Below are 26,369 nucleotides of genomic sequence, written 5' to 3'. Positions count from 1 at the left end.
AACTGAATGGGCGGAGGATTACTGCCATGAACACCATCCTCTTCATCCTGGTCCTGACCGCCGCCGTCATGTTGCTGGTCAGCTACGCACGCCACGACCGGTTCGCCGGCCCCTCCAGCACCGCTCACCCCTTCGACGAGCTCGGCCCCGTCGAGGAGCGCCGGCACCTCGTACCCCGCGCCTGACCCAGCATCTGAGGGTGGCCCGCGGACAGACAATGCCGTTCGTGGGCCACGTCGAGCTTCGTCAGGGATCGCGCGTCGCGCTGCTCGTGCCCGGCTCCGCCTCGTACGTCGACCTGGTGCTGTCGCTGCTGGCCGCGGGGATGTTCCGGTCCCGCTCGACCCGGCCCTGACCGACGCGGAGCGCTCCCGCATCCTCGGTCCGATCGCCCCCGACCTTCTCGTGACCACGCAGGCCGATCTCGACGCGATGATCGCGAACACGCCCGAGCAGTTCGTCCGCGGGCTCCCCGTTGGGCGGCCGATCCACTGCACCAGCGGGACGACGGGCACCCCGAAGGGCGTGTGGTCCGGCCTGCTGTCGGAGGCCGACGCGACAGCGCTATCCGCGTGACAGACGCCATCGCGACGGAACGTCCCACCACGGTGTTCTGCGTGCCGACCCACCTGCAACGCCTGTTCGCCTACTGGGACGAGGTCGGAACCCCGTACCTGTCCTCGTTCCGCCTCGTGGCGCATGCCGGCGCGCCATGCCCGCCGGCGGTGAAGCACCGTCTCATCGAGCTCTTCCCGCCCGGCTCGACGTGGGAGTTCTACGTGGGAGTTCTACGGCTCGACCGAGGGCCAGTTCACCGCGTGCCGCTCCGAGGAGTGGCTCACCCGGCCCGGCACCGTCGGACGCGCTCGACCGGGGCGCACGCTGACCACCGACGAGGACGGCCGGATCTGGTGCGCGTCCCGGAGCATGCTCGGTTCACCTATCTCGGCGCCCCCGAGGAGACGGCAGCCGCGTGGCGCGACACGCCGGCCGGGCCCGCCTTCACCGTCGGCGACGTCGGCCGGCTCGACGCCGACGGCTACCTCTACCTCGACGGGCGTCGGACGGACCTGTCATCTCCGGCGGTCAACGTCTATCCGCTCGAGGTCGAGAACGCGCGCGAGGTGCCTGGGATCGAGGACGTGGTGGTCTTCGGCGTGCCGGACCCGCAGTGGGGTCAACGGGTGTGCGCTGCGGTCGTCGGCACGGCGCCGGTGGACGCGCTGGCTGCCCACGCCCGGCAGGTGCTCGCCCCCGCCAAGCGCCCCAAGGACTACACGAGAGTCCCTGAGCTCCCGATGACCGCAACCGGCAAGGTCCGGCGTGAGGCGCTCCCCGACCTGCTCCTCCGGGACGGGTGAGATCGCGCGGCGCGCGCGGGGCATGACCGTACGCGCGCAACGGCCCGCCGGGAGTCCCCCGGCGGGCCGTCGTAGGTGGTGTCAGGTCGAGCGGATCAGCTGGCGCCGCCGGTCAGCTTCTCGCGGAGCGCCTGCAGCGCCTCGTCGGAAGCCAGCGAGCCGCCGGTGTCACCCGCGGTCTCGTCGGCCGCGACCTCGCCGCCGGAGGAGTACGAGGTGGCCTCGCCGGCCTCGGCCTCGGCCACCTTCGCGTCAGCCTGCTGCTTGACGTGCTGCTCCCAACGGGCGTGCGCCTTGGCGTACTGGTCCTCCCAGATCGCGCGCTGGTCGTCGAAGCCCTCGAGCCACTCGCCCGTCTCGGGGTCGAAGCCCTCGGGGTAGACGTAGTTGCCCTGCTCGTCGTAGGTCGCGGTCATGCCGTAGAGCGTGGGGTCGAACTCCTCCACGTCTGCGGCGGCAGCGGTCTCGTTGGCCTGCTTGAGCGACAGCGAGATGCGGCGACGCTCGAGGTCGATGTCGATGATCTTGACCATGACGTCGTCGTTGACCTGGACGACCTGCTCGGGGATCTCGACGTGACGCTCGGCGAGCTCGGAGATGTGCACCAGGCCCTCGATGCCCTCCTCGACGCGGACGAACGAACCGAAGGGCACCAGCTTGGTGACCTTGCCCGGGACGATCTGACCGATCTGGTGGGTGCGGGCGAAGTGCTGCCAGGGGTCCTCCTGCGTCGCCTTCAGCGACAGGGAGACACGCTCGCGGTCCATGTCGACGTCGAGAACCTCGACGGTGACCTCATCACCGACGGCGACGACCTCGGACGGGTGGTCGATGTGCTTCCAGGACAGCTCGGAGACGTGGACGAGGCCGTCGACGCCGCCCAGGTCCACGAACGCACCGAAGTTGACGATCGAGGAGACGACACCCTTGCGGATCTGACCCTTCTGGAGCTGGGTCAAGAAGCCGTGGCGGACCTCGGACTGCGTCTGCTCGAGCCAGGCACGGCGCGACAGGACCACGTTGTTGCGGTTCTTGTCGAGCTCGATGATCTTCGCCTCGAGCGTCTGGCCGACGTAGGGCTGCAGGTCGCGGACGCGACGCATCTCCACGAGGGAGGCCGGCAGGAAGCCGCGCAGGCCGATGTCGAGGATGAGGCCGCCCTTGACGACCTCGATGACGGTGCCCTCGACGACGCCGTCCTCCTCCTTGACCTGCTCGATGGTGCCCCAGGCCCGCTCGTACTGAGCGCGCTTCTTGGACAGGATGAGTCGGCCTTCCTTGTCCTCCTTCTGGAGGACCAGGGCCTCGACCTCGTCGCCCACGGAAACGACCTCGTTGGGGTCGACGTCGTGCTTGATCGACAGCTCGCGCGAGGGGATGACGCCCTCGGTCTTGTAGCCGATGTCGAGCAGGACCTCGTCGCGGTCCACCTTGACGATGGTGCCGGCAACGATGTCACCGTCGTTGAAGTACTTGATCGTCTCGTCGATAGCGGCGAGGAAGTCCTCTTCGGACCCGATGTCGTTGACAGCCACCTGAGGGGCGTCGTAGTCCGGAAGAGTGGAGAGCGTGCTCGTCATATGGAAGAAGATTCCTTGGATGGATGGAGTCGTGCGGACGCACGCAGCCGTCCGTTTCACTGGTCCCCGTCGCAGACGGTGACACGGCGAGCCTGGGTTCGCTCGGTATGGAAGCCGGGCAGACGACTGGCGCAGCCTCAAAGACTACGCGGGTGCGACAGTTGGCGTCCAACCGGGGCGCACGCTCAGCCCACGCTCGTGGCCCGACTCGCGCACGCTCACCACTGACCGGGCCAGGCGTGCAGGTCCCCGTCGGCGGCGATGGCGCGCAGCAGTGCCTCGGCCCGGTCGGCGACCGGGTTCTCGCCGGCCCGCGACGCCAGGTCCACCAGAGCCCACAGATCGGCGGCGCGCGCCCCGTCGAGGAGGGTCTCGGCGCGGCCGCCACGCAATCCGGTCCACGCGGCCAGCACCGCCTCGACGTACGCGGGGTGGCGCTCGAAGCGGACGAGGTTGCCGACGTCGGTCCAGGGATGCCCGGCGTGGGCGAACTCCCAGTCGAGGACCGCGGTGAGCTCGAGCGTGTGCGGGTCGACCAGCACGTTCTTGGGGTTGAGGTCGCTGTGCACGAGGCAGGCTCGTCCGACCCCGTCCAGCAGGTCCTGGGCGGACGCGGCCACCTCGCCGAGCCCAGCCCGATCGGCCGCGGACCAGTCGGTGAGCCGCGTCTCGACCCGCTCGGGCAGTCCCGCGTCGGGGAACTCCCCCACGGCGAGCCCTGCGTCGAGGAACGGTCCGGGCCGCAGCATCGGCATCCCGGCCAGCGTCCCGGCCGCGCGCCCCATGGCAGTGCCGAGGCTCGCCAGCCCGGCATCGTCGTTCTCGTCACAGAGCCGAGCGGCGACCAGGTCGCCGCGCTCCCCCGGCATCCACGAGGTGACCAGCAGCCCCGGTTGACCGGACCCGGCAACCTCCCGGCGTACCTCCACCACCTCTGGCACCGGCACGAGTCCACGCACGAGGTGCAGGATCGCCGCGTCGACGTCCGGCGCCTCGGCGCCGCGCGGATCGCCAGGCGGGTACACCCGCACCACGGTCCGGTCCCCCGCCACCTCGGCCACGAACGTGCGGCCCGAGAAACCGCCGGTCAGCGGGGTCAGGGAGGGGGCCGCATCGCTCACCGGGCGATCGTGTCACAGCGCCGCAAGGTAAAAGGTTCGACAGAGATTTCACCCCAGCGGGTGGAAATGGGGTTACTTCCAAGTGGTCCGCTCGTTGTTCGGCTGAGATCACCCGTAGTTCTCATGTGGATCGCCCGGGGATCCGAGCCAGCAGCACCACTCACGAGGGGGTACGACAGATGTCTGCACACCACCACCACCGGCCGTCCCGCCGGTTCACCAGAGGGGCCGCGGTCACGCTGGCCGTCGTCCTGCCGGGCTCGCTCCTGGCACTGACGCAGTCGCCGGCCTCTGCCGCACCGCTGCCCGCGACCTACTCCGCCGACGCCCATGCCGACATCGTCGACCTCACTGCCGACGTCCTGGCGCCGCTGGCGCCCGGGTCGGTGGCGCAGGCCAAGATCGCGCACAGCAGGAGCTCGGCATCCAGCACCTCCGGCGGCGGCACCACGACAGCCAGCTCCGCCAACCTCGATGGCCACCTGGTCTTCGGCAACGTGCCGGTCCCTGTGGACACCGAGACGGTGACCGCTCCGCCCAGCGCCGACCCGCCAGCCCGCGAGCTGGCGGGGGTCCCGTTGTCACCGGTCGCCGACATCGGCGTGATCACCGGCGACGTCCGGGCCGCCTGGGCGGGCAGCAACGCCTGCGTCCCTGCCCAGTCGGGCACCCGCACGCTCTCCGAGTCGCGTACGACGCTGGACGGTGCCACGCTCCTCGACACGCCGACGCCCGTCGGGACCCTCGTCGAGATGACCGAGTCCGAGACGGTGACCGGCACCTACCTCGTCGACGACAACGCTGGCGGCTCGGACGTCGTCTCGCGTGCCACGACGATGGTGGGCGACATCGACCTGCTCGGCGGGGAGGTGACCGTCGACGTGACCAACGAGGTCGTGCTCGAGGCACGCTCCGACGGCACGAACGGCACTGCCGGCTACGCCAGCCCCCCGACGATCGTTGCCTCGGGCGGCGAGAACGAGATCCCGATCCCGCTGGACGACCAGCCCCAGCCCATCCCGCTCCCCGCCGAGCTCGACGCCGTCGTCAACCTGACGATCACAGGCTTCAAGGTGGACGACCAGTCCTCGGGCGCCACCGGCAAAGCCTCTCTCGACGCGCTCTACCGCATCGACCTCGAAGTGCTCGCCCTGCCGGCGCCGGCTCCGGCAGTCAAGGTCGCCGACGTCTCCCTGGCCGTCGCCCCGATGGCCGTGGAGGCCACCGCGCCCAGCGGCGGCGTCGACTGCGGCGCCGGACCGTCCTCGGGTTCGATCGGCGCCCCCGACATCACCTCGCCTGCCCCCGGCGCCACGGTGACTGACAGCACGCCGCCGATCTCCGGCACGGGTCAGCCCGGCGCCACGGTCACTGTCAGGGAAGGCGGCACCGTGCTGTGCACGGCGGTCGTGCGCAGCGACGGCACTTGGTCCTGCTCGCCGACGACGCCCCTCTCCGCGGGTCCGCACACGGTGACCGCGACCCAGACCGACGGGCAGGGCAACACCAGTGCCGCCGACTCGACCACGTTCATCGTCGTGCCGGACCCCAACGATCCCGACGGTGACGGCCTGACCAACGCCCAAGAGACGGCCCACGGCACCGACCCGACGAACCCCGACACCGACGGTGACGGCCTCACCGACGGCGACGAGGTCAACATCCACCACACCGACCCGCTCAACCCCGACACCGACGGTGACGGCCTCACCGACGGCCAGGAGGTCAACGGCGTCAAGATCCGCGAGTCGTTCAAGATCTGCGGCAAGAAGGCGCGCAAGTCCATCACGGTGCGGACCAACCCTCTCCGCAAGGACACCGACAAGGACGGCATCCGCGACGGTCGCGAGGTCAAGGGATACAAGATCAAGCAGCGCGTGATCACGCGAGCGGGCACCTTCGTGATCGGCAAGACCCGCTCCAACCCCACGAAGAAGGACACCGACCGCGACGGCCTCAAGGACAAGGTCGAGAAGTCCGGCAAGGCCAACAAGCGGTTCGGCAAGGCCAAGTCCGATCCCAGCAAGTGCGACACCGACAAGGGCGGGATCTCCGACGGCGCCGAGGTCAAGGCGCGGTCCAACCCCGCCGACGTGAAGTCCGGCCCGCGCAACCCGCTTGGCCGTGTCGACTCGAGCGGCCGACTCCCCCACGGCGGCTGAGACGTCGCGCCCCTGAGGTGCCGGCGCACCGGGCAGTCAACTGTCCGGTGTGCCGGCACCATTACGCTCCGAGGGTGGAGGATCACCTGCCGCAGTCCGTACGAGTCGAGCGGCGCCCCGTCTCCGAGGGTGAGTCCCGTCGCGCCAACGGGCCTGACTGGGACCGGTACGCCGACGAGTACCAAGCCACGCACGGCGCGTTCCTCGGCGACGCGGGCTTCGTGTGGGGTCCCGAGGGCCACACCGAGGACGAGCTGGGGATCCTGGGCGAGGTCGACGGGCTCGACGTCCTGGAGGTGGGCAGTGGCGCCGGCCAGTGCTCGAGGTGGGTCCGCACCCACGGGGGGCGTGGTTTCGGGCTCGACCTGTCCCACCGGCAGCTGCAGCACTCCCTCCGGCTGGACGAGGAGACCGGCGTCGCCGTCCCATCGGTGCGCGGGACGGCCACCGAGCTGCCGTTCGCCTCGGCCGCGTTCGACATCGTCTTCTGCTCGTTCGGGGCGCTCCAGTTCATCAGCGACATCGACGACGCCGTGGCCGAGGTCGCCCGGGTGCTGCGGCCGGGAGGCCGCTTCGCGTTCTCCGTCACCCACCCCACCCGGTGGATGTTCCCCGACGACCCGGGCGACGCCGGGCTCACCGCCACCCAGTCCTACTGGGACCGCACCCCCTACGTCGAGGTCGACGACGCCTCGGGTGTGGTGTCCTACGTGGAGCACCACCGCACGCTTGGTGACTGGGTCCGCCTGCTCGCGGGCCACGGCTTCACGCTCCACGACCTCGTGGAGCCTGAGTGGCCCGAGCACCACGACCGCGTCTGGGGCGGGTGGTCACGCGCCCGGGGGTTGCTCACCCCGGGGACGGCGATCTTCGTGGCGCACATCCGAAGCAGCTGATCCGTCGCCACAGCGCCGCTGTCGACGGGAAACGACGTGGACGGCGTCGCCCACAGGGCGACGCCGTCCACGGTCGGCTGTGATCAGGCGAAACGTCGTCGAAGGCCCAGCGCCGCGAGACCGGCACCCAACAGGACGAGGGCCGTCAGACCACGGGTCGCGTTGCGTCCGCTCTCGCCGTCGTCACCGACGAGCTCGAAGGAGTAGGCCGTCAGCCCTTGCGCGCCCTCCGGAGCGCCGTACGCCATCTTCTGGACATCGGCCCGAGCGGCGCCCGCCTTCATCACGGCGTAGAGCTTGCCGTACTCCTGGGCGGTGTCCTCCCCGGCGCTGATGAGCATGGACATCCCCTCGTCGGAGAGTCGACCAGCACCGTCGACGATCTGCGGCGCGCCGGCAGCGGCCTTGTCGAGGCCCTCGGCCAGGAGCCCGGAGCCGTCGGCAGCAGCACCGAGTCCGTCGGCGAGCTCGCCGGCACCGTCGGCGATCTTCGCTGAACCCTGACTGGCAGTCCCGGCGCCGTCCGCCAGCTCGACCGTGCCGGCAGACAGCTTCTTCGCCCCTGCTCCGAGCTTGCCGGTTCCGTCCTGGAGCGCACCGGCACCGTCCGCCAGTTGCCCGGTGCCCTTGGCGAGCGTGTCGGCACCTTCGGCGAGTTGCCCCGTGCCCGCGTTCAGCTCGCCGGCGCCGGCAGAGAGCGCGTCGGCGCCGCCATCGATCTTGGCCAGCCCGTCGGCGAGGGCGCTCGACCCCGTGTAGGCCGACCCGGCGCCCGAGGACAACTGGGTGATTCCGGTGACAGCGGACGTCAGACCGACCTGGAGGGATGCGAGACCCCCCTGCACCTGCACCAAGCCTGCCCTGAGGGCCACGCCACCGTTCTTCAGCGTGGTGGCCCCGTTCTTCGCGTCGGTGATGCCCGTGCTGAGCTGCTGCATGCCGGGGATGAGCTGGGTGTTGAGCCCCGTGATGGCATTGCCCAAACCGGCGGAAACCTGGAGCAGACCTCCGTTGGCTGCGGTCAGCTTGACCTTGCTGTCCTGGACACCCGGCAGGATCTGCGTGTCGATGACCGCGTCGCACACCTCAAGGCAATCGGTGGTCTTGAGGAAATTGAGTCCAGCGATCAGCTGGTCGAGGCTGCCGCCAAGCTTGACTGCGTCGTTGAGACCTGTCTGGACCTGGTCGACGCCGCCCTTGGCCCCTACCAGACCCGGGGTGGCTGGAGAGCCGTCGCCGCGCAACTGCTGCAGGCCAGCCAGGAGCTGAGCCGAACCGCCCTGCGCCGCGGCGAGGCCCGTCTCGAGGGACTGCAGGCCGCCGAGCAGTGTTGTCGGCTGGTCGGTGGTGCCGACCTTGACCAGGATCTCGTCGACACCCGCCTTGAGTGACTTGGCGCCCTGAAGCGCCTTGGGCAGCCCTTCGACGTCCGCGAGCTGGCCGAGCCCACCGCTGATGAGCTTGAGGCCCTCCTCGAGCGTCTCGCTGCCGGTGAGCGCGTCGCCCGTGCCCTTCGCGAGAGTCTTCGCGCCTTCGGACAGCTTGGTAGCGCCGTCGTCCAGCTTGCCGGCACCGGTCGCGACCTTGTCCGCGCCGCCGTCGACCTTCCGCGCCCCGGCTGACAGCTTGTTCGCGCCCGCATTCAGCTCACCCGCTCCGGCAGCCAGGTCGCCGGCGCCGTCCCGCAGCTGTCCAGCGCCGTCCTCGAGGCGGTGCAGACCCGCTCGCAGCTCGCCCGTGCCGTCGGCCAGTCGCCGAGCTCCGGGTGCGGCCTCTCCTGCCAGACCCGCGTTGAGCTCGTCCGCGCCGTCGCTCAGCTTGATGAGACCGGCGAGCAGGTCCGCGGAGCCGTCACGCAGCTTGAGAAGGTTCTCGTCGATCGTGTTGGCTCCCATCGCGAGCTGCAGGCCCGTAGCCGATCCCGACTCGTAGCTCTTGCCCGCCGACCGGAACGACACACTCTCGAGAGGGTTGACCGGGAGCGCCGAGATCGACGAGCCCGGTACGACCCCGTCGGTGATGGTGGCCGTGTAGCCGAACTCCATGCTGGGAGAGCCGATGGGCGGGAACAGGGTCATGGTGAAGCTCAGCTTGGTGCCGCCCTTACCATCGCCCGCCAGGTTCGCCTGCTGGGACTGAACGTTGCTGAAGTTCGGGGGAGCCACAGTGGTGAGCGAGCCGACGATGGGAATCGGTACTTCGACGGTCTCGGACGTGAGTCCGCCCTTGCCGTCCGGGAACGACACCGTCTGCTCCACACCGGTCACGTTCACCACGGTGTAGCGCACCTCGAGCTCACCGCTCTCACCGACGACGTCACCCGGTTCGACGGCCTTCCCGTCCAGGAGGTATTCGACCTTCACGTCCAACGGCAGCTCGCCGCCGAAGTCGCTGACCGATCGAAGGCGCTCGACACCGTCCACATTCGTGGACACCGTCTGCGCGCCGTTGGCGACATCGAATCCGGTGAACCCGTCGAGATTGCGCAACCCGGTCTCCTCGATCGGATTGACGACCTCCACCGAGCCTTCTCCGATGAGGGTGAGCTGTTCGTACACCCGGCGGGAGTCCACCTTGCCCTCCGCGTCCATGTACACCTGGACCGTCTCGGTGTTGACGACTTCGACGTCGTTCTCGGCGGCGGCGTACGCCGGCGATCCGAGGGAGAGCGCAACAAGACCGAGTCCGGAAAGGGCGACGCCGGCGACTCGTGCGGGCCGGACGAAGATCGCACCGCTCTTGAGGTTGTTCACTTACTGGTCTCCATCATCTCGTTGAGCGGGGTATCAGTGTCCGAAGCGCTCGGCGGTGCGGGGTCGGCAGCGGCCGGGTCGCGGGGCGACGGACCAGTCGCGGCAGCAACGACGAAACCCACCGCGATGCACAGGAGCAGGGCACTTGCGGTGGACACCGAGGTGTCGAGCACTCGAGTGGCCGCTTGCGTGTAGGTGAATTCGTAGGCACCCGCCAGGCTCGCACCTCCAAGCAATGCAGCCCACAAGGGCAGCCTTCCGACGCTGATCGCGAACACGCCGACGCACAGGAGCACGATGAAGGCAGCGGCCACGGCACGACCGGCCGAGGTGTCCGGAGTCACAGCGGCCCGGACGAGGTAGCCCACGTATGCGGCGACGAATCCGAGGGCAAACGCCGCGAGGCGCCGGCTCACCGTCTGATCGGGCACCAGAGCGACGATTGCGCCGGTGGCCACGCCCAGCAGTGCCACGGACTCCACCTCAAGATCCAAGGCCTCACCGACGAAGATGGTGAGCCCCGTGAACAGGACCAGCAACAGTCCCGCAAGAAGGGTTCTACGCATGCAAGCATTCCTCCCATAGACGTGATCCCCGGTGGGACCACGGACCGCCCGAGCGAGCGTTCGCCGGATACTACCGTCCGGTAGTCGGATTGTCGGCCTTTCGACCGACATCGTCCGCCTGGAGCCGTCGACAGGCGATCTGGGGGCCCGCACCTAGGATCAGCCGCGTGGGCGACGAGACCGGCTTGGCAACGAGGCGCTCCTTCGACGGCAGCGCCGTCGCCGTGGCCACGAGCATCATGAACGTCGCCACCTACGGGTTCACCATGATCGCGGCGCGGATCATCGGCCCGAGCGAGTACGGCGCGTTCGCCGCCTGCCTCGGCCTGCTCATCGTGGTCCAGGTCGGGGCGCTGGGGCTCCAGGCGACCGCGGCCCGGCGCATCGCGGTCGACCGGGGCAACGTCGCCGCCATCGAGTCGGCAATTCTGTCCCTCACCACCAAGGTGGCTGGCGGCGCCGGGGTCCTGATGCTCATGCTGGCTCCCGCAATCGATGTGCTGCTCAACCTGGACAGCCTCGCCACCGCGGTCGTGGTCGCCATCGCCGTCGTTCCGTTGACCATCGCAGGAGGCCAGGCCGGGATCCTGCAGGGCGAGCGCAGGTGGGGCGCGCTTGCCGTCTTCTACCTCGCCGGGGGCATCCCTCGCCTGCTCGTCGGCACCGCCATCATCCTGTGGCGACCGGACGCCACAGCCGCGATCACGGGCGTCGCGATCGGCTTCGTGTTCCCGGTCCTCGTCGGCTGGTGGGTGCTGCGCCATCGCCGGACGTCTGCCGAGGCCGCGCCGGAGCACTCCGCACGCGCGATGCTGCGCGAGAGCGCGCACAACTCGCAGGTCCTGTTCGTCTACTTCTCGTTGTCGAGCGTCGACATTTTCCTCGCGCGCCACGTGCTCGACGAGCACGACGCCGGTCTCTACGCCGCCGGCCTGATCATGACCAAGGTGATGCTGTTCCTTCCGCAGTTCATCGTCGTGATCGCCTTCCCCGACATGGCCACCCCGGCAAACCGGCAGCGTGCGCTGGTGCGCAGCCTGCTGGCGGTCTCCGGGCTCGGTCTGGTGGTGGTCGCCGGGGCGTGGGTGCTCTCGGGCGTGGCGATGATCTTCGTCGGCGGCTCCAACTTCGGCGAGGTCGAGGACCTGCTGTGGGTCTTCGCGGTGCTGGGCACGGTGCTGGCGATGCTGCAGCTGCAGGTGTACGCCGTGCTCGCCCGTCAAGGTCGACGTGCCGTGATGCTCGTGTGGGGAGCCTTGGCGGCTGTGGTCGCCCTGGGACTCCAGGTCGACACCGTGGCTGGGCTCGTGGGGGTCGTGGTCGGCGTCGACTCCGTCCTGCTGGTGGTGCTGACGGTGATCAGCCTGCGGATCGCCACGCGTCCGACGCCTCCTCCCACCCCCCTTCCCGCATGAGCGGCGGATCCCTGCGCCGCTTCCTCGGCGGCAGCGGCGGGATCATCGTCGGGACGGCGGTGATGAACGTCTGCACCTTCGGCTTCACGATCGTCGCTGCCGGCATCCTCGACACCAGCTCCTACGGCGCCTTCTTCGCCCTGCTCAACCTGCTCATGGTCATCTCCGTGGTCCACATGGGTCTGCAGGCCACCGCGGCACGGCGCATCGTGGCCGACCCCGGCTCGGTCGCCCGGATCGAGGGCACGATCCTGCGGGTCGGCTATGCCACGGCACTGGCGGTCGGCGGGGCGCTCCTCGTCCTGTCCCCCGCGGTGACCTGGCTGCTGCAGCTGGACTCCGTCGTGCCCGCGCTCGTGCTCGCCGCGCTGGCCGTGCCCACCACGGTCATGGGAGCCCACGTGGGCATCCTGCAGGGCGAGAAGCGGTGGGTGGCGCTCTCCTGGGTCTACGTGCTGGCGGGCGTACCCCGGATCGCCGGACTGGCCGTGCTGTGGTGGCGCCCCACCGAGAGCATCGCCCTGTTCGGCAGCGGCCTGGGCTACATCGCCCCGGTCGTCCTCGGCTGGTGGGTGCTGCGCCGAGCCCGCTCGGCACCCGTGGCAGAGCCCGCCGCACCGGCGCGGCCCGAGTCCACCGCGCCGTGGCCCCTCCTGCGTGAGGCACTGCACAGCAGCCAGGCGTTGCTGGCCTTCTTCGCCGTCGCCAACGTCGACATCGTGGTCGCCCGACACGTGCTCAGCGACCACGCCTCCGGCTTGTACGCCGTCGGGCTGCTGGTCGCGAAGATCATGCTCTACCTGCCCCAGTTCGTCGTGATCGTGATGTTCCCCTCTCTCGCGACCGCCCACCAGCGCCGGCGCGCGGTGGTCGTGGGCACCACCGCCATCCTGGGGCTCGGCGCCGTCTGCACGCTCGGCGTGCTGCTCGTGGCCGGCACCGCGGCCGACGCGCTCCACAGCGAGAAGATGCAGGCGGTCGAGGGTCACCTCTGGCTCTTCGCCGTGCTCGGCACCCTGTTGTCGGTGACCCAGCTGCTGGTGTACGCCACCTTGGCCCGGCAGGGACGACGGTCGATCCACCTCGTGTGGGCGGCGCTGGTCGTGTCCGTCGTCGCCGGGTCGGTGACGACGGCACCGACCCAGCTGCTCGGCGTGATGATCGGCGTCACTGCCGTGCTGACGTCAGCCCTGGTAGCGCTCAGCCTCCGCAGTGACGCGACGGACCACTCAGTGGGCGGCGTCGTGCCAGCTGCGACCCGTGCCGATTGAGACGTCGAGCGGCACGGCGAGGTCGGCCGCGCCCCCCATCTCGGCGCGCACCAGCGCACCGAGTGCCTCGCCCTCGCCCGGAGCCACCTCGAACACGAGCTCGTCGTGCACCTGCAGCAGCATCCGCGAGCGGAGTCCTTGCTCGGTCAGCGCGCGCTCGACCCCGAGCATGGCGACCTTGATCAGGTCGGCCGCCGAGCCCTGGACGGGCGCGTTGAGCGCCATCCGCTCGGCCGTCTCGCGCCGCTGGCGGTTGTCGCTGGTCAGGTCGGGAAGGTAGCGGCGGCGACCCAGGATCGTCTCGGTGAAGCCGGAGCGCCGTGCCTCGTCGACGATCCCGCCGAGGTAGTCGCGCACGCCCCCGAAGGTCTCGAAGTACTCGGTCATCAGCGCGGCGGCCTCGCTGGTGCTGACGCGCAGCTGCTGGGACAGCCCGAAGGCGGACAGGCCGTAGGCCAGGCCGTAGTTCATCGCCTTGATCTTGGCCCGCTGCTCGGTGCTGACGTCGGTCGCGTCGACGCCGAACACGCGCGCGGCCGTGATCGAGTGGAAGTCCTGCCCGGAGCGGAAAGCCTCGATCAACAAGGCGTCCTCCGACAGGTGCGCCATGATCCGCATCTCGACCTGGCTGTAGTCGGCGGTCAGGAGCGACTCGCTGCCCTCGCCCACCACGAAGCCCTGCCGGATCCGGCGACCGGCCTCGGTGCGGATCGGGATGTTCTGCAGGTTGGGGTCGGTGCTCGAGAGCCGCCCGGTCGCGGCGATGATCTGGTTGTAGGTCGTGTGGATGCGCCCGTCGGAGGCGACGGTCTTGAGCAGTCCCTCGACGGTCTGCCGCAGGCGGATCACGTCGCGGTGACGCAGGAGGTGCTGCAGGAACGGATGCTCGGTCTTCTCGAAGAGCTGCTGCAGCGCGTCGGCATCGGTGGTCCAGCCGGTCTTCGTGCGCTTGGTCTTGGGCATGTCGAGCTCGTCGAAGAGCACCACCTGCAGCTGCTTGGGCGAGCCGAGGTTGATCTCCTTGCCGATCACGTCGTAGGCGTCGGTCGCTGCCGCGCGGACCTGGTCGCCGAACTCCGACTCGAGACCCTCGAGGTAGTCGGTGTCGACCGCGATGCCGACCTGCTCCATCCGGACCAGGGTGCCGATCAACGGGAGCTCCACCTCGCTCAGCAGGCGGGTCCCGCCGCGCTCCTCGACGGCCCCGTCCAGCGCGTCGGCGAGGTCGAGGACCGCTCGGGCCGTCAGCATCGCCGTGTCGCTCGCCGAGGTGTCGCCGATCGCGTCGAAGCTGAGCTGGTCGGCATCTCCGGAGTCCTGGCGCAGCTCGCGCCTGAGGTAGCGCAGGGTCAGGTCGGCCAGGTCGTAGGAGCGCTGGTCAGGCTGGACGAGGTAGGCGGCGAGAGCCGTGTCGACCTCGAGCCCGGCGAGCACCCAGCCACGCGCGGCGAGAGCGAGGCTCGGGCCGTTGGCGTCGTGGACGGCCTTCGGACGACTCGCGTCCGCCAGCCACGCGGCGACGGCGGCTTCGTCCTGGGGTCCGATGTCCGTGGCGTCGATCCAGGCCGCCTGACCGGTCCCCGTGGCCACGGCGACCGACTGGACGTCACCCGTGCCCGCGCGCCAGGTGCCGGAGACCGCGACGCCGACCCGCTCACCCGCGGGCGCGTGCTGCTCCAGCCAGGCCGCGACCTCCCCCGCAGCCAGCCGCCGCCCGTCGAGCTCGAACCCCGACTCGGCCGGGGCGGAGTCGGCCGGAGCGGGATCGATGGTCTCGAGCAGCCGCGAGCGGAGCTCGCCGCGGAACTCGAGCTCGTCGAGCAGCTCGAGGCCCTCGGTGCGGTCCCATGACTGGCGCTCCAGCTCGCCGGGTCGTACGGGAAGGGTCAGGTCACGCACCAGCGCGTTGAGCCTGCGGTTGCGGATCACGTCGCCCAGGTGGGCGCGCAGTGCCTCGCCCTTCTTGCCGGTGATCTCGTCGGCGCGGGCGATGACGTTGTCGAGGCCGTCGAATTGGTTGATCCACTTCGCGGCGTAGCCCTGCCCCACACCGGGCACGCCGGGCAGGTTGTCGGAGGTCTCCCCCACGATCGCAGCGAGCTCGGGATAGCGGTGCGGCGGCACGCCGTACTTCTCCAGCACCGCGGCCGGGGTGAGGCGGGCCAGCTCGCTCACACCGCGCATCGTGTAGAGAACGGTCGAGTCGTCGGTGACCAGCTGGATGGAGTCACGGTCGCCGGTCATGATGAGGACCTGCATGCCCTCGTCCAGCGCCTGGGTCGCGAGCGTGGCGATGATGTCGTCGGCCTCGTAGCCGTCCATCGAGAGGTGCTGGATGCGCAGCGCGTCGAGCACCCGACGGATCAGGGGCAGCTGGCTGCCGAACTCGTCGGGGGTCTTGTTGCGCTTGGCCTTGTAGTCGCTGTACTCCTCGAGCCGGAAGGTCTGGCGCGACTTGTCGAAGGCGACGGCGACGTGGGTGGGGGTCTCGTCGCGCAGCACGTTGACCAGCATCGAGGTGAAGCCGTAGACCGCGTTGGTGTGCTGCCCCGTCGCGGTCGCGAAGTTCTCCACCGGCAGGGCGAAGAAGGCACGGTAGGCCAAGGAATGACCGTCGAGGAGGAGGAGACGGGGGCGGGGCTGCTCGCTCGTGGGCGCACTCGATCCAGGCACCCGCCGACTCTAGCCGCCGCCGCCGACAGCCCCGACGGGGGCAAGCCGAGGCGCTCGGAGACAATGGCGTCCATGAGCACGACTCCTGACTCCGCCCGCGCCTCCGCCCCCGCCTCGCTGGACGGCCTCAGCATCGAGGACTTCGTCGCCTCCTTGCCGGAGGGCATGGGCCGCCTCAACGAGAAGATGGGGGTCGAGCTCCTCGAGATCTCAGCCGAGCGGGTCGTGGCGACGATGCCGGTGGAGGGCAACACGCAGCCCATGGGCCTGCTGCACGGCGGCGCGTCGGTCGTGCTGGCCGAGACGCTCGGCTCCGTCGGCTCGGCGTTCCACGCCTACCCCGACAAGGTCGCGGTCGGCGTCGACATCAACGCCACCCACCACCGATCTGCGACCAGCGGAACCGTGACCGGGGTGGCGACCGCCATCCACCTGGGTCGGTCCTCCACGTCGTACGAGGTCGTCATCACCGACGAGCGCGGCAAGCGGTTGTGCACCTCACGCATCACCTGCGCGCTGGTCCAGGCGGCGAAGGGCTGAGCACCCGGCCGGTCTCCCGGTCGGGTCAGCCGGGGACGCGCTCGCGCCGGATGCGGCGTGCGGCCAGCACCCGGTCGATGCGCTGCTTGCTGGTGGCGGCGTGGCTGACCTGGCGCGACTGAGGGAGATGGGCACGGACCGCGCTCGTCGTGGCCGCCCGCAGCATCGCCTGGGGCGCGAACGACAGACGCGCCATGAAGCGGTTTGCGTCACGTGACTCCGCCGCAGCGGCCGTCTGGACGTGGGCGATGCCGTGCTGCTCGGCGAAGCGGCAGGCCGCCTCCATCAGCGCGCTTCCCACGCCCTTGCGGCGGAACTGGGGGAACACGTGGGGCGAGACGGCCAGGACCGCCGGCTCGAGGTTGAGCGGGGTGAACGTGGTGGCCTCGAGGTAGACGGCTCCGGCGAGCTCTCCGTCGATCTCGGCGACCGCGACGCACTGGCCGTCACGTTCGCGTGAGGTCGCGACCACCTTCGCCACGTCCGCCAGCTGCTCGTCGAGCCCGCCCTTGCGCAGGATGTCGCTCCACAGCTCACGCAGCGAGGCGACGTCCGAGGGCTCTGCCGCGCGTACGGTGACTGGCGTGCGACTCATCGACCCACCACTTCCTCGAGCTCCCACTGTGGCCCCCTGCCGGCCTTCCCCGGCACCACACCCGGGCGACCCTACCGCCCGGCACATCGGTCAGGCTACGCCGAGGTAGGCCTCGCGCACTGTGGGATCGTCGAGAAGCTCAGCACCGGTTCCGCCCTTGACGATCCGCCCGGTCTCCAGGACGTAGGCGCGGTCGGCACGGGAGAGCGCCTGCTTCGCGTTCTGCTCCACCACCAGGATCGTGGTGCCCTGTGCGCAGATCTCGGTGATGATGTCGAAGATCTGCTGGATCAGCATCGGGGCGAGACCCATCGACGGCTCGTCGAGCATGAGCAGCTTGGGACGCGACATCAGCGACCGGCCGATGGCCAGCATCTGCTGCTCACCGCCCGACAACGTGCCCGCGACCTGCTTCTTGCGCTCGAGCAACCGCGGGAACAGGCCGAAGACGCGCTCGTAGTCCTCGTCCATCGCCTCCTTGTCCTTGCGGGTGTAGGCGCCCATGTTGAGGTTCTCGGTGACTGTCATGCCCGGGAAGATCCCGCGCCCCTCGGGGCACAGCACCAGTCCCTTGCGCAGACGCTGGTCGGCCCGAAGCTTCGTGACGTCCTCGCCGTCGAACAGCACGGAGCCGGACGAGAGGCCGCGCACCCCGGAGAGTGCACGCATCGTCGACGTCTTGCCGGCGCCGTTGGCGCCGATGAGGGCGACGACCTCTCCCTCCCCGACCTCGAGGCTGATGCCGTGGAGGGCCTGGATCTTGCCGTAGTTGAGGACGGCGTCGTTCATCTCAAGCAGCATCGTCGGGCTCTCCCAGGTAGGCAGCGATGACCTTCGGGTTGCGGGCGACCGCTTCGGGGGTGCCCTCGGCGATCTTCTGGCCGAACTCGAGCACCACGATCCGGTCGGTGACGCCCAGGACCAGCTTCATGTCGTGCTCGATGACCAGGACCGTGTGTCCCAGGTCGCGGATCCGGCGGATGAGGTCCATGAGGTCCTCCTTCTCCGCCGGGTTGAAGCCGGCTGCCGGCTCGTCGAGACAGAGCAGCTCCGGCTGGGTGGCAAGGGCCCGGGCGATCTCGAGGCGCCGCTGGTAGCCGTAGGGCAGGTTGCGCGACAGCTCGTGCGCCCGGTCGGCGATGCCGACGAACTTCAGCAGCTCCATGCTGCGCACACGGCCGCTGCGCTCTTCCAGGGTGTGCCGACTGATGCCGAACACCTTGGCGAGGCTGCGCTTGAGCGGGTTGTCCGGCAGGTCGTCCTCGCTCGGCCGCACGCGGTAGGCCCGGAACAACGCGCCCAGGACGCTGGTCTTGTGGCGTGCGTCGCAGCCGACCATGACGTTCTCGAGGGCAGACATCTCGGGGAACAGCCTGATGTTCTGGAAGGTCCGGGCGATGCCGAGCTGGTTGATCTTGTGGGGCTTGGTGCCGCTGATCACCTGGCCGTTGAACCTCACCTCACCCGCGGTGGGTGTGTAGACGCCGGTCATGACGTTGAAGCACGTCGTCTTGCCGGCACCGTTGGGACCGATCAGGCCGAGGATCTCGCCGCGCTTGATCGAGAAATGGACGTCGTTGAGCGCGACCACGCCCCCGAAGCGCAGCGTGACGTGGTCGATCTCGAGCAGCGTCTCGCCCTCCGGCCCCACTTCGATGCTGAGAGCCTCGTGGTCCGAGGTGTCGGGTGCGACCGTGAGCGGTGCGTCGGACCCGGTCTCGGGGTCGTTCTGGATCGTCTGGTCAGACATCGACTGCAGCCTCCTGGGCTTCGGTCTTGCGGTCCTCGAATTCTCGTGCTCTCCGTCTGCTCGGCACCAGTCCCTGCGGGCGCAGGATCATCACCAGGACCAGGGCCACGCCGAAGGCGAAGGGCCGCCACTCCTGGAACTCACGGAACCGCTCGGGCAGGTAGGTCAGCAGGAACGCGCCCAGCAGGGCGCCGTAGATGTTGCCCGATCCCCCGATGACGACCATGGCCACGAAGAGGAACGAAAGCTGCACCATGAACGCGTTGGGCTCGACGTACTGCTGCTTGCTGCCGAACAACAGACCGGCCAGGCCGCCGACCGAGGCGCCGATGGCGAAGGCCCACAACTTGAACTTGAAAGCCGCGACTCCCATGATCGCCGCAGCGTCCTCGTCCTCGCGGATCGCGAGCCAGGCCCGACCGACCCGGCTGTGCTCGAGGCGGAAGGCCAGGAAGATGATCAGGATCAGGATGGTCAGGGCGAACCAGTACCACCGTTCGGCGTCGATGGTGTTGAAGAAGGGACGACCGCCGATCTCCGGCCCCGGGGGCACGGGCACGCCGCTGATGCCAGTCGCGCCGTTGGTCACGTTGTCGAGGTTGCGGGCGGTGATCCGGATGATCTCGCCGAATCCAAGGGTCACGATGGCGAGGTAGTCACCGCGCAGCCGCAGGGTCGGTGCGCCGAGGATCACGCCGGCAACCAGGGACATGGCGATCGCGATCGGGATGCACATCGCGAATGGGACGGCCCACTCCTCGCCGAGGCCCAACCTGCTCTGGAGGGCCTCCACGACCGGCGAGGACGGGGAGCCGAACAGGGCCACCGAGTAGGCGCCGAGGGCGTAGAACCCGACATAGCCGAGGTCGAGGAGGCCGGCGAAGCCGATCACGACGTTGAGGCCCACAGCGGCGATCATGTAGACGACGATCAGGAACAGCACGCTCGCCCAGTCGGAGCCTCGCGCGCTGAGGTCGGTGCGGATGTAGGCGAACGGCAGGATGTTGAGGAACGGCAGGTAGAACGCGAACGCGATCACCAGCAGCATGCCGATCTTGCGCACCCAGTTGGGGGCCTCGGCGAGGCGGTCGCGCAGCTTCAGGCCGCGGTAGGTGTCGAGGATCTGGCTCATGCGCGTGCCTTTCCGAGGGACTCGCCCAACAGGCCGGTCGGGCGGAACATCAAGACGACGACAAGGACGACGAACGCCGTGACGTTGGCCCACTCCGAGCTCCAGATGGTGGAGGCGTAGACCTCGGCGATGCCGAGCAGCAAGCCACCCACCAGGGCGCCTCGCAGGTTGCCGATGCCTCCCAGGACGGCGGCAGTGAAGGCCTTGAGCCCGATGATGAAGCCGATGTCGAACTTCGTGATGTCGTACTGGATGGTGTAGAGCAGAGCGGCGACACCGGCCATGGCGCCACCGAGGACGAAGACCAGCATGATGACGCGGTTCTGGTTGACACCCATGAGCGACGCGGTGTCGGGGTCCTGCGCGACGGCGCGGACGCCGCGACCCAGACGGCTCTTGTTCACGAAGGTGTCCAGCGCCAGCATCATCACGATCGCACCCACGATGATGATGACGCGGGTGTTGGTGATCGTCAGGTCGACGCCGGGAATGGTGAACAGATCCCTGGTCTGGAGCACCGACGGGATGTTGACCGTGACGCGGCCGAACGGAGGCCCGAAGAAGAACCTCAAGACCTGACCGAAAGTCTCCACCAGGACCATCGAGCAGCCGATGCCGGTGATGAGGAAGATGAGGGGCGGCGCGCCCTTCTTGCGAAGCGGCCGGTAGGCGATGCGTTCCACCGCCAGCGCCGTTCCTGCCGAGGCGAGCATCGCGGCGATCAGCGCCAGCAACGTCGCTCCGATGACGGCGGCCAGTCCGGCGCCGGCAGAGACCCCGAGGACGGTGTAGACGCCCAGCACCGTCCAGGTGCCGACCATGAAGACCTCGGAGTGCGCGAAGTTGATGAGCTTCATCACGCCGTACACCATCGTGTAGCCGAGCGCGACCAGAGCGTAGATCGATCCGCGCGTGATGCCGTCGAGCGTGTGGCGGTCGAGCCCACTGAACAAGGCGTCGAAGTCCACTCAGGACCCCTCCCAGACAGGGCCCCGTTGACGGGGCCAAGGATCGGGGGCGACCGGTGCTACCGGCCGCCCCCGCATTGCTTGGTACTACTGGTGATTCAGGTGTGCAGGTGTCTCAGGCGAAGTCAGGGCTTGACCTCGACCTCCGGCACCAGGGTGCCACCTTCGTTCTTGTAGGCCCAGTAGGACACGTTCTCCTTGGGAACGTCGCCGTTCTCGTCGAACGCGATCTCCTTGCTGAGGCCCTCGCCGGTGTAGCCGTCGACGAACTCCTCCATCTCCTCGCGGGTGCGAGCACCGTCGTCGAGCGCGGCGAGGAAGACGCTCATCGCGTCGTAGCCCTCGGCAGCGTAGGCGCCAGGCGCAGCGCCGAACTCCTCTTCGAAGTCGGCAGCGAAGGTGCTGTCCTCCGCGATCGGAGCACACGGGCACATCACGACCGCGCCCTCACCGGCCGGGCCGACCGCGTTGCCGAAGTCGGCACCGTAGAGGCCGTCACCACCGACGAACGGGGCGTCGATGCCGGCGTCGCGCATCTGCTTGAGCAGCGGCGCGGCCTCGGCGATGTAGCCACCGTAGAAGACGGCGTCGGGCTGGGCCGACTCCATCTTGGAGATCGTGGGCGCGAAGTCGGTCTGGCCGACCTCGGTCTTGTCGCGCTGGGTCATCGCGTTGCCGAGGGTCTCCTCGACGCGGTCGGCCAGCGGCTCGCCGTAGGCCTCGGAGTTGTCGACCACGAACACCTTGGAGGCGCCGAGCTCGTCGGTGAGGTAGTTGGCGATCGCCGCACCCTGGTAGTCGTCGTAGGGCACCAGACGGTGGAAGACGTCGACCTGGTCCTCCTGGGTGAGGTCGGTCGCGGTGGCCGACTGGCTGACCATCGTCACGCCGGCGTCGGCGTAGATGCTCTTCGTGGCCCGGGTCTCACCCGAGAACGCACCGCCCATGACGCCGATGAAGGTCTCGTCACCAGCGATCTGGGTCGCCACCGGGGTGGCCTTGGCGGGGTCGCCCTCGGTGTCGAACTTCTCCATCGTCACCTCGCACTCGTCGTTCTCCCACTGCTTGAGAGCGAGCTCGGCCCCGTCGACCGACGGAAGAACGATGCTGGCGTTGGCGCCCGACAGGGCTCCCATCACGCCGATCTTGAAGTTGCAGTCCTCGCCGGACGCGTCGCCGCCACCATCGGTGTCGGTCGTTCCGCATGCGCTGAGCACCAGACCGGCAGCGGCCGCCATGGCGGCGACCTGCCACGTCTTGGATGAGCGGATCATGGATCCCTCCGTAGTTCTATGGGCTGTTGGGCTGTCCACCTCGGCAGCCTCGTGGCGGGAACCTAACACCCTCACTGTGGCCCGGGACACGATTGCGCCCTCCCAGTGGCCTGCCGTTGCCGTTTCGTGACCTAACGGTCTGTACCGGACACGCGTCCGTAACCTGACCTGTCCTCAGGATGTAGCGTCAGGCCCCTCTTCGCGCCTGTCGCCGGTGCCGAGTCCGGCCACCCCGTGCTCGACCACGCCGTCGGCCACCTGCCTCATCGACAGGCGCAGGTCCATGGCCGTCTTCTGGATCCACCGGAACGAGTCGGGCTCGCTCAGGCCCAGCTTCTCCTGGAGCACCCCCTTGGCCCGGTCGACCGACTTGCGGGTGGACAGCGACTCCTGGAGGCTGGAGACCTCCTGCTCGAGGACCGTGATCTCGGCGTACCTGCTCACCGCCATCTCGATGGCGGGCACCAGGTCGCCGCGCTGGAACGGCTTGACGAGGTAGGCCATCGCTCCGGCGTCCCGCGCACGGGCCACGAGGTCGCGCTGGGAGAACGCGGTCAGAATGACGACCGGGGCGATGCGCTCGCTCGCGATCACCTCGGCCGCAGCGATGCCGTCCAGGACAGGCATCTTGACGTCGAGGATCACCAGGTCGGGCCTCAGGTCGCGGGCGAGCTCGATGGCCTTCTGGCCGTCGCCGGCCTGACCGACCACCTCGTAGCCCTCCTCGACGAGCATCTCCGCGAGGTCCATCCGGATGAGGGCTTCGTCCTCGGCGATCACGACGCGGCGGACGTCTTCGCCGGCGTGGGGGGCGGGGCTCGGGTCAGCGGGCTGCGTCACGTGGGCAAGGCTAGTCGGGTACGGTTTCCCCGCTGCAGGCCCCGGTAGCCCAACGGCAGAGGCGATGCTCTCAAACAGCATTCAGTGTGAGTTCGAATCTCACCCGGGGCACCCTTTCCTCTCGACCCCGTCCCCGACGACGTGCTCGCCGTACGAGCGGTGCCCCAGCGGCATTCCTGGCTGCTGAAATGCCGCTCACGCACCGGTGGCGGGAGCGTCGCGGGCAACCCGCCGTACGAGCGGTGCCCCAGCGGCATTCCTGGCTGCCGAGATGCCGCTCACGCACCGGTGGCGGGAGCGTCGCGGGCAACCCGCCGTACGAGCGGTGCCCCAGCGGCATTCCTGGCTGCTGAAATGCCGCTCACGCACCGCTGCGCGAAGGATCGAGACCGTAGGGCTGACCGGTCCGAAGGCCTGAGTCAGCTCAGGCGTCGGTAGGCCGGCGCGGCCTCGTTGATCGCGTCCCCCATCCGGTGGATCCGCAGCGCGTTGGTCGAGCCGGGGATGCCGGGCGGGCTGCCCGCGATGATGACCACGAGGTCGCCCTCCGTGACCCGCCCGATCGCCAGGAGCGCCTCGTCGACCTGGCGCACCATCTCGTCGGTGTGCTCGACCTCGGCGCCCTGGAAGGTCTCGACACCCCAGGTCAGGGCGAGCTGCGATCGCGTCCGGGACTGGGGGGTGAAGGCGAGGATCGGGACCGGCCCGCGGTAGCGCGAGAGGCGCTTGGCCGAGTCGCCGCTGGTCGTGAACGCCACGACGTACTCGGCGTGGACGCGCTCGGCGACCTCGGCCGCGGCCTTGGCGATGATGCCGCCGCGCGTGTGCGGCTGCCAAGTCACTGCGGCCATGTGGCCGAGACCGTGGTTCTCGGTGGACTCCACGATGCGAGCCATCGTCTCCACGGCGACGACGGGGTACTCCCCCACGCTCGTCTCCCCAGAGAGCATGACGGCGTCGGCGCCGTCGAGGACGGCGTTGGCGACGTCACTGGCCTCCGCGCGCGTGGGCGCGGGCGCCGTGATCATCGACTCGAGCATCTGGGTGGCGACGATGACAGGCTTGGCGTTGCGCCGGGCCTTGTCGATGATCAGCTTCTGGTGGATCGGCACGTCCTCGAGCGGGCACTCGACGCCGAGGTCACCTCGGGCGACCATGATGCCGTCGAAGGCGTCGACGATCTCGTCGATGTTGTCGAGGGCCTGCGGCTTCTCGATCTTGGCGATCACCGGCAGGTGGATGCCTTCCTCGCGCATGATCACGCGCACGTCCTCCGCGTCGGCGGCACTGCGCACGAAGCTGAGGGCGACGAAGTCCACGCCGAGCCTCAGCGCCCAGCGAAGGTCGTCGGTGTCCTTCTCGGACAGCGCCGGGACCGACACCGCGACTCCGGGCAGGTTGATGCCCTTGTTGTTGGAGACCTTGCCGGGCACGACGACCTCGGTGACCACGTCCTGCCCGTCGACCGCCGTCACGCGTAGGCGTACCTTGCCGTCGTCGATGAGCAGCGGGTCGCCGGGCTTCACGTCACCGGGCAGTCCCTTGTAGGTCGTGCCGCACTGCTTCGAGTCGCCGACGACGTCACGCGTCGTGATCGTGAACGTGTCGCCCTTCTTCAGCTTCACCGGTCCGTCGCCGAAGGTCTCGAGGCGGATCTTGGGACCCTGCAGGTCGGCGAAGACGCCGATCGCGTGTCCGGTGTCGTCGGAGGCCTGGCGGACCAGGCGGTAGGCGGCCTCGTGGTCGGCGTACGCCCCGTGGCTCATGTTGAGCCGGGCGACGTCCATTCCTGCGTCGACAAGGGCTCGGATCCCCTCCGGGGTGTTCACCGCGGGGCCGAGGGTGCAGACGATCTTTGCTCTACGCACGTGCCTCAGCCTAGCGGACATTGGATCGTTCCAAGGCCCGCGTCCCACGACCCGGCCACCGAGCCTCAGACGGTCAGCGGGCGCTCGTGCGGCTTGATCGGCGCGGGCAGCGTGGTCGAGCCGGTGAGGTAGGCGTCGACCGCAGCCGCCGCACTGCGCCCCTCGGCGATCGCCCACACGATCAGCGACTGTCCGCGACCCACGTCGCCGGCCACGTAGACACCCGGCACCGACGCGGCGTACGACTCGTCGCGCCGTACGTTGCCGCGCTCGTCCAGCTCCACACCGAGCTGCTCGATCAGGCCCGGGCCCTCTGGACGGCTCTTCTCCGGTCCGACGAAGCCCATGGCGAGCAGCACCAGCTGGGCCGGGATCTCGCGCTCGGTGCCTGCGACGGGCTGGAACTTCGCGTCCACCTCGACCAGACGCAGACCCGCGACGTGGCCCTCGGCGTCGCCCACGAACTCCTGGGTCGAGACCGCGTAGACCCGGTCGCCGCCCTCCTCGTGGGCCGAGGAGACGCGGAACGTCATCGGGTACGTCGGCCACGGCTGGCCCGCGGGACGGTCAGCCCCGGGCTGCGGCATGATCTCGAGCTGGGTGATCGACCGGGCGCCCTGGCGGATCGACGTACCGAGGCAGTCGGCGCCCGTGTCGCCGCCGCCGATGATCACGACGTCCTTGTCGGTCGCCAAGATCTGGTCCGAGCCGTCGGTCGTCGGCGACTCGCCCAGCGACGCCCGGTTGGCCTGGGGCAGGAACTCCATGGCCTGGTGGATGCCGCCGAGCCCCCGGCCGGGGACCGGGAGGTCGCGGGCGTCAGTGGCGCCCATCGCGAGCACGACGGCGTCGTAGCGGGCCAGCAGCTGCGGACCGGTGAGGTCACCGCCGACGTCGACGCCGGCGCGGAAGACCGTGCCCTCGCGACGCATCTGGTCGAGGCGCCGGTCGAGGTGCTTCTTCTCCATCTTGAACTCGGGGATGCCGTAGCGCAGCAGGCCGCCGATCTTGTCCGCCCGCTCGTAGACCGCGACGGTGTGACCGGCGCGGGTGAGCTGCTGGGCGGCGGCCAGGCCGGCGGGACCGGAGCCGATCACGGCGACCGTCCTGCCCGAGAGCCACTCCGGCGGCTCCGGCCGGACGTAGCCGGAGCCCCAGGCCCGGTCGATGATCGAGACCTCGACGTTCTTGATGGTCACCGGGTCCTGGTTGATGCCGAGGACGCACGCGGTTTCGCACGGCGCCGGGCAGAGCCGGCCGGTGAACTCGGGGAAGTTGTTGGTCGCGTGGAGCCGGTCCATCGCGCCGTCCCAGTCGTCACGCCAGACCAGGTCGTTCCACTCCGGGATGATGTTGCCCAGCGGGCACCCCTGGTGGCAGAACGGGATGCCGCAGTCCATGCAGCGACCGGCCTGGGTTGTGATGATCGGCAGCAGCGCGCGGCCGACGCCGTCGGGGTAGACCTCGTCCCAGTCCTGGACGCGCTCGGCGACCTCGCGACGCGAGGCGACCTCGCGACCGTGCTTCAAGAAACCCTTGGGGTCAGCCATCCTGCGTCACCTTCTTCATGGGCGAGCAACGAGGCTCGCGGTAGGACAACTCGT

At 69.4% G+C, this 26,369-nt stretch carries 23 protein-coding genes and 1 tRNA gene; 10 read left to right on the top strand and 14 right to left on the bottom strand.

Annotated features, from left to right (window positions below):
• Positions 1 to 26: 26 nt before the first annotated feature.
• From J3P44_RS07375 to J3P44_RS25430, 4 genes are read left to right on the top strand one after another with little or no spacing between them, the layout of a single operon-like run.
• Positions 27 to 185, top strand: a complete 159-nt coding sequence (locus J3P44_RS07375) for a hypothetical protein (protein ID WP_255889631.1) — start codon at positions 27 to 29, stop codon at positions 183 to 185.
• A gap of 14 nt (positions 186 to 199) precedes the next feature.
• Positions 200 to 355 (top strand): hypothetical protein, encoded by a 156-nt coding sequence (locus tag J3P44_RS07370; RefSeq protein WP_255889630.1) that lies wholly within the window; start codon positions 200 to 202, stop codon positions 353 to 355.
• 50 nt (positions 356 to 405) lie between these two features.
• The gene (locus J3P44_RS07365; protein WP_255889629.1) at positions 406 to 576 is read left to right on the top strand and encodes a hypothetical protein; all 171 of its coding nucleotides are present in this window, start codon (positions 406 to 408) and stop codon (positions 574 to 576) included.
• A gap of 41 nt (positions 577 to 617) precedes the next feature.
• On the top strand, positions 618 to 1,361 hold the full coding sequence (locus J3P44_RS25430; RefSeq protein ID WP_255889628.1) for an AMP-binding enzyme: 744 nt from the start codon (positions 618 to 620) through the stop codon (positions 1,359 to 1,361).
• A gap of 95 nt (positions 1,362 to 1,456) precedes the next feature.
• On the opposite strand, the gene rpsA is transcribed toward J3P44_RS25430, so the two are convergent.
• Both rpsA and J3P44_RS07350 read right to left on the bottom strand, forming a co-directional pair.
• Entirely contained in the window at positions 1,457 to 2,941 is a 1,485-nt protein-coding gene (rpsA, locus tag J3P44_RS07355) for a 30S ribosomal protein S1 (RefSeq protein ID WP_255889627.1), read from the bottom strand.
• 218 nt (positions 2,942 to 3,159) lie between these two features.
• Positions 3,160 to 4,062, bottom strand: a complete 903-nt coding sequence (locus tag J3P44_RS07350) for a phosphotransferase family protein (protein ID WP_255889626.1) — start codon at positions 4,060 to 4,062, stop codon at positions 3,160 to 3,162.
• 179 nt (positions 4,063 to 4,241) lie between these two features.
• Between J3P44_RS07350 and J3P44_RS07345 the strand changes: the two genes are divergently transcribed.
• Both J3P44_RS07345 and J3P44_RS07340 read left to right on the top strand, forming a co-directional pair.
• A complete protein-coding gene (locus J3P44_RS07345; protein ID WP_255889625.1) occupies positions 4,242 to 6,224 on the top strand; it encodes an Ig-like domain-containing protein in 1,983 nt (660 codons plus the stop codon).
• A 74-nt stretch (positions 6,225 to 6,298) separates the two neighbouring features.
• A complete protein-coding gene (locus J3P44_RS07340; protein WP_255889623.1) occupies positions 6,299 to 7,120 on the top strand; it encodes a class I SAM-dependent methyltransferase in 822 nt (273 codons plus the stop codon).
• Between the two features lie 83 nt (positions 7,121 to 7,203).
• Here J3P44_RS07340 and J3P44_RS07335 read toward each other — a convergent pair whose 3' ends face one another.
• A complete protein-coding gene (locus J3P44_RS07335; RefSeq protein ID WP_255889622.1) occupies positions 7,204 to 9,873 on the bottom strand; it encodes a hypothetical protein in 2,670 nt (889 codons plus the stop codon).
• Positions 9,870 to 10,412, bottom strand: coding sequence for a hypothetical protein (locus J3P44_RS07330; protein ID WP_255889621.1), 543 nt, complete (start codon positions 10,410 to 10,412; stop codon positions 9,870 to 9,872). Before J3P44_RS07330 ends, J3P44_RS07335 begins: the two co-directional genes overlap by 4 nt.
• 194 nt (positions 10,413 to 10,606) lie before the next feature.
• On the opposite strand from J3P44_RS07330, the gene J3P44_RS07325 reads away from it, so the two are divergent.
• Positions 10,607 to 11,854, top strand: a complete 1,248-nt coding sequence (locus tag J3P44_RS07325; protein ID WP_255889620.1) for a lipopolysaccharide biosynthesis protein — start codon at positions 10,607 to 10,609, stop codon at positions 11,852 to 11,854.
• On the top strand, positions 11,851 to 13,125 hold the full coding sequence (locus J3P44_RS07320) for a lipopolysaccharide biosynthesis protein (RefSeq protein WP_255889619.1): 1,275 nt from the start codon (positions 11,851 to 11,853) through the stop codon (positions 13,123 to 13,125). Before J3P44_RS07325 ends, J3P44_RS07320 begins: the two co-directional genes overlap by 4 nt.
• On the opposite strand, the gene polA is transcribed toward J3P44_RS07320, so the two are convergent.
• Complete coding sequence (polA, locus tag J3P44_RS07315) at positions 13,084 to 15,798, bottom strand: DNA polymerase I (RefSeq protein ID WP_255889618.1); 2,715 nt, start codon at positions 15,796 to 15,798, stop codon at positions 13,084 to 13,086. The genes J3P44_RS07320 and polA overlap by 42 nt on opposite strands.
• Before the next feature lie 72 nt (positions 15,799 to 15,870).
• Here polA and J3P44_RS07310 point away from each other — a divergent pair, with 72 nt between their 5' ends.
• Positions 15,871 to 16,338 (top strand): hotdog fold thioesterase, encoded by a 468-nt coding sequence (locus J3P44_RS07310; protein WP_372496503.1) that lies wholly within the window; start codon positions 15,871 to 15,873, stop codon positions 16,336 to 16,338.
• A gap of 25 nt (positions 16,339 to 16,363) precedes the next feature.
• Here J3P44_RS07310 and J3P44_RS07305 read toward each other — a convergent pair whose 3' ends face one another.
• From J3P44_RS07305 to J3P44_RS07275, 7 genes are all read right to left on the bottom strand, one after another.
• On the bottom strand, positions 16,364 to 16,933 hold the full coding sequence (locus J3P44_RS07305) for a GNAT family N-acetyltransferase (RefSeq protein WP_255889617.1): 570 nt from the start codon (positions 16,931 to 16,933) through the stop codon (positions 16,364 to 16,366).
• Between the two features lie 90 nt (positions 16,934 to 17,023).
• Positions 17,024 to 17,722 carry an ABC transporter ATP-binding protein gene (locus J3P44_RS07300; protein ID WP_255889616.1) on the bottom strand — a complete coding sequence of 233 codons (699 nt, stop codon included), beginning with the start codon at positions 17,720 to 17,722 and terminating at the stop codon, positions 17,024 to 17,026.
• A gap of 1 nt (position 17,723) precedes the next feature.
• Positions 17,724 to 18,683: an ABC transporter ATP-binding protein gene (locus J3P44_RS07295; RefSeq protein WP_255889614.1), complete on the bottom strand. Its 960-nt coding sequence runs from the start codon at positions 18,681 to 18,683 to the stop codon at positions 17,724 to 17,726.
• A complete protein-coding gene (locus tag J3P44_RS07290) occupies positions 18,676 to 19,815 on the bottom strand; it encodes a branched-chain amino acid ABC transporter permease (protein ID WP_255889613.1) in 1,140 nt (379 codons plus the stop codon). The genes J3P44_RS07295 and J3P44_RS07290 overlap by 8 nt, the downstream gene beginning before the upstream one ends.
• Positions 19,812 to 20,783, bottom strand: coding sequence for a branched-chain amino acid ABC transporter permease (locus tag J3P44_RS07285; protein WP_255889612.1), 972 nt, complete (start codon positions 20,781 to 20,783; stop codon positions 19,812 to 19,814). The genes J3P44_RS07290 and J3P44_RS07285 overlap by 4 nt, the downstream gene beginning before the upstream one ends.
• Positions 20,784 to 20,908: 125 nt before the next feature.
• Entirely contained in the window at positions 20,909 to 22,057 is a 1,149-nt protein-coding gene (locus J3P44_RS07280; RefSeq protein WP_255889611.1) for a branched-chain amino acid ABC transporter substrate-binding protein, read from the bottom strand.
• Between the two features lie 174 nt (positions 22,058 to 22,231).
• Positions 22,232 to 22,897: an ANTAR domain-containing response regulator gene (locus J3P44_RS07275; RefSeq protein ID WP_255889610.1), complete on the bottom strand. Its 666-nt coding sequence runs from the start codon at positions 22,895 to 22,897 to the stop codon at positions 22,232 to 22,234.
• Positions 22,898 to 22,935: 38 nt separating this feature from the next.
• Here J3P44_RS07275 and J3P44_RS07270 point away from each other — a divergent pair.
• Positions 22,936 to 23,008 (top strand) — tRNA-Leu (locus J3P44_RS07270).
• Positions 23,009 to 23,316: 308 nt separating this feature from the next.
• On the opposite strand, the gene pyk is transcribed toward J3P44_RS07270, so the two are convergent.
• Entirely contained in the window at positions 23,317 to 24,765 is a 1,449-nt protein-coding gene (pyk, locus tag J3P44_RS07265; RefSeq protein ID WP_255889609.1) for a pyruvate kinase, read from the bottom strand.
• Positions 24,766 to 24,830: 65 nt separating this feature from the next.
• A complete protein-coding gene (locus J3P44_RS07260) occupies positions 24,831 to 26,315 on the bottom strand; it encodes a glutamate synthase subunit beta (protein WP_255889608.1) in 1,485 nt (494 codons plus the stop codon).
• Positions 26,316 to 26,369: the final 54 nt, after the last annotated feature.

It is taken from the genome of Nocardioides astragali (genome assembly GCF_024436375.1).
Classification (GTDB): Bacteria; Actinomycetota; Actinomycetes; order Propionibacteriales; family Nocardioidaceae; genus Nocardioides; species Nocardioides astragali.
This window is presented reverse-complemented; position numbering and strand designations above follow the sequence as displayed.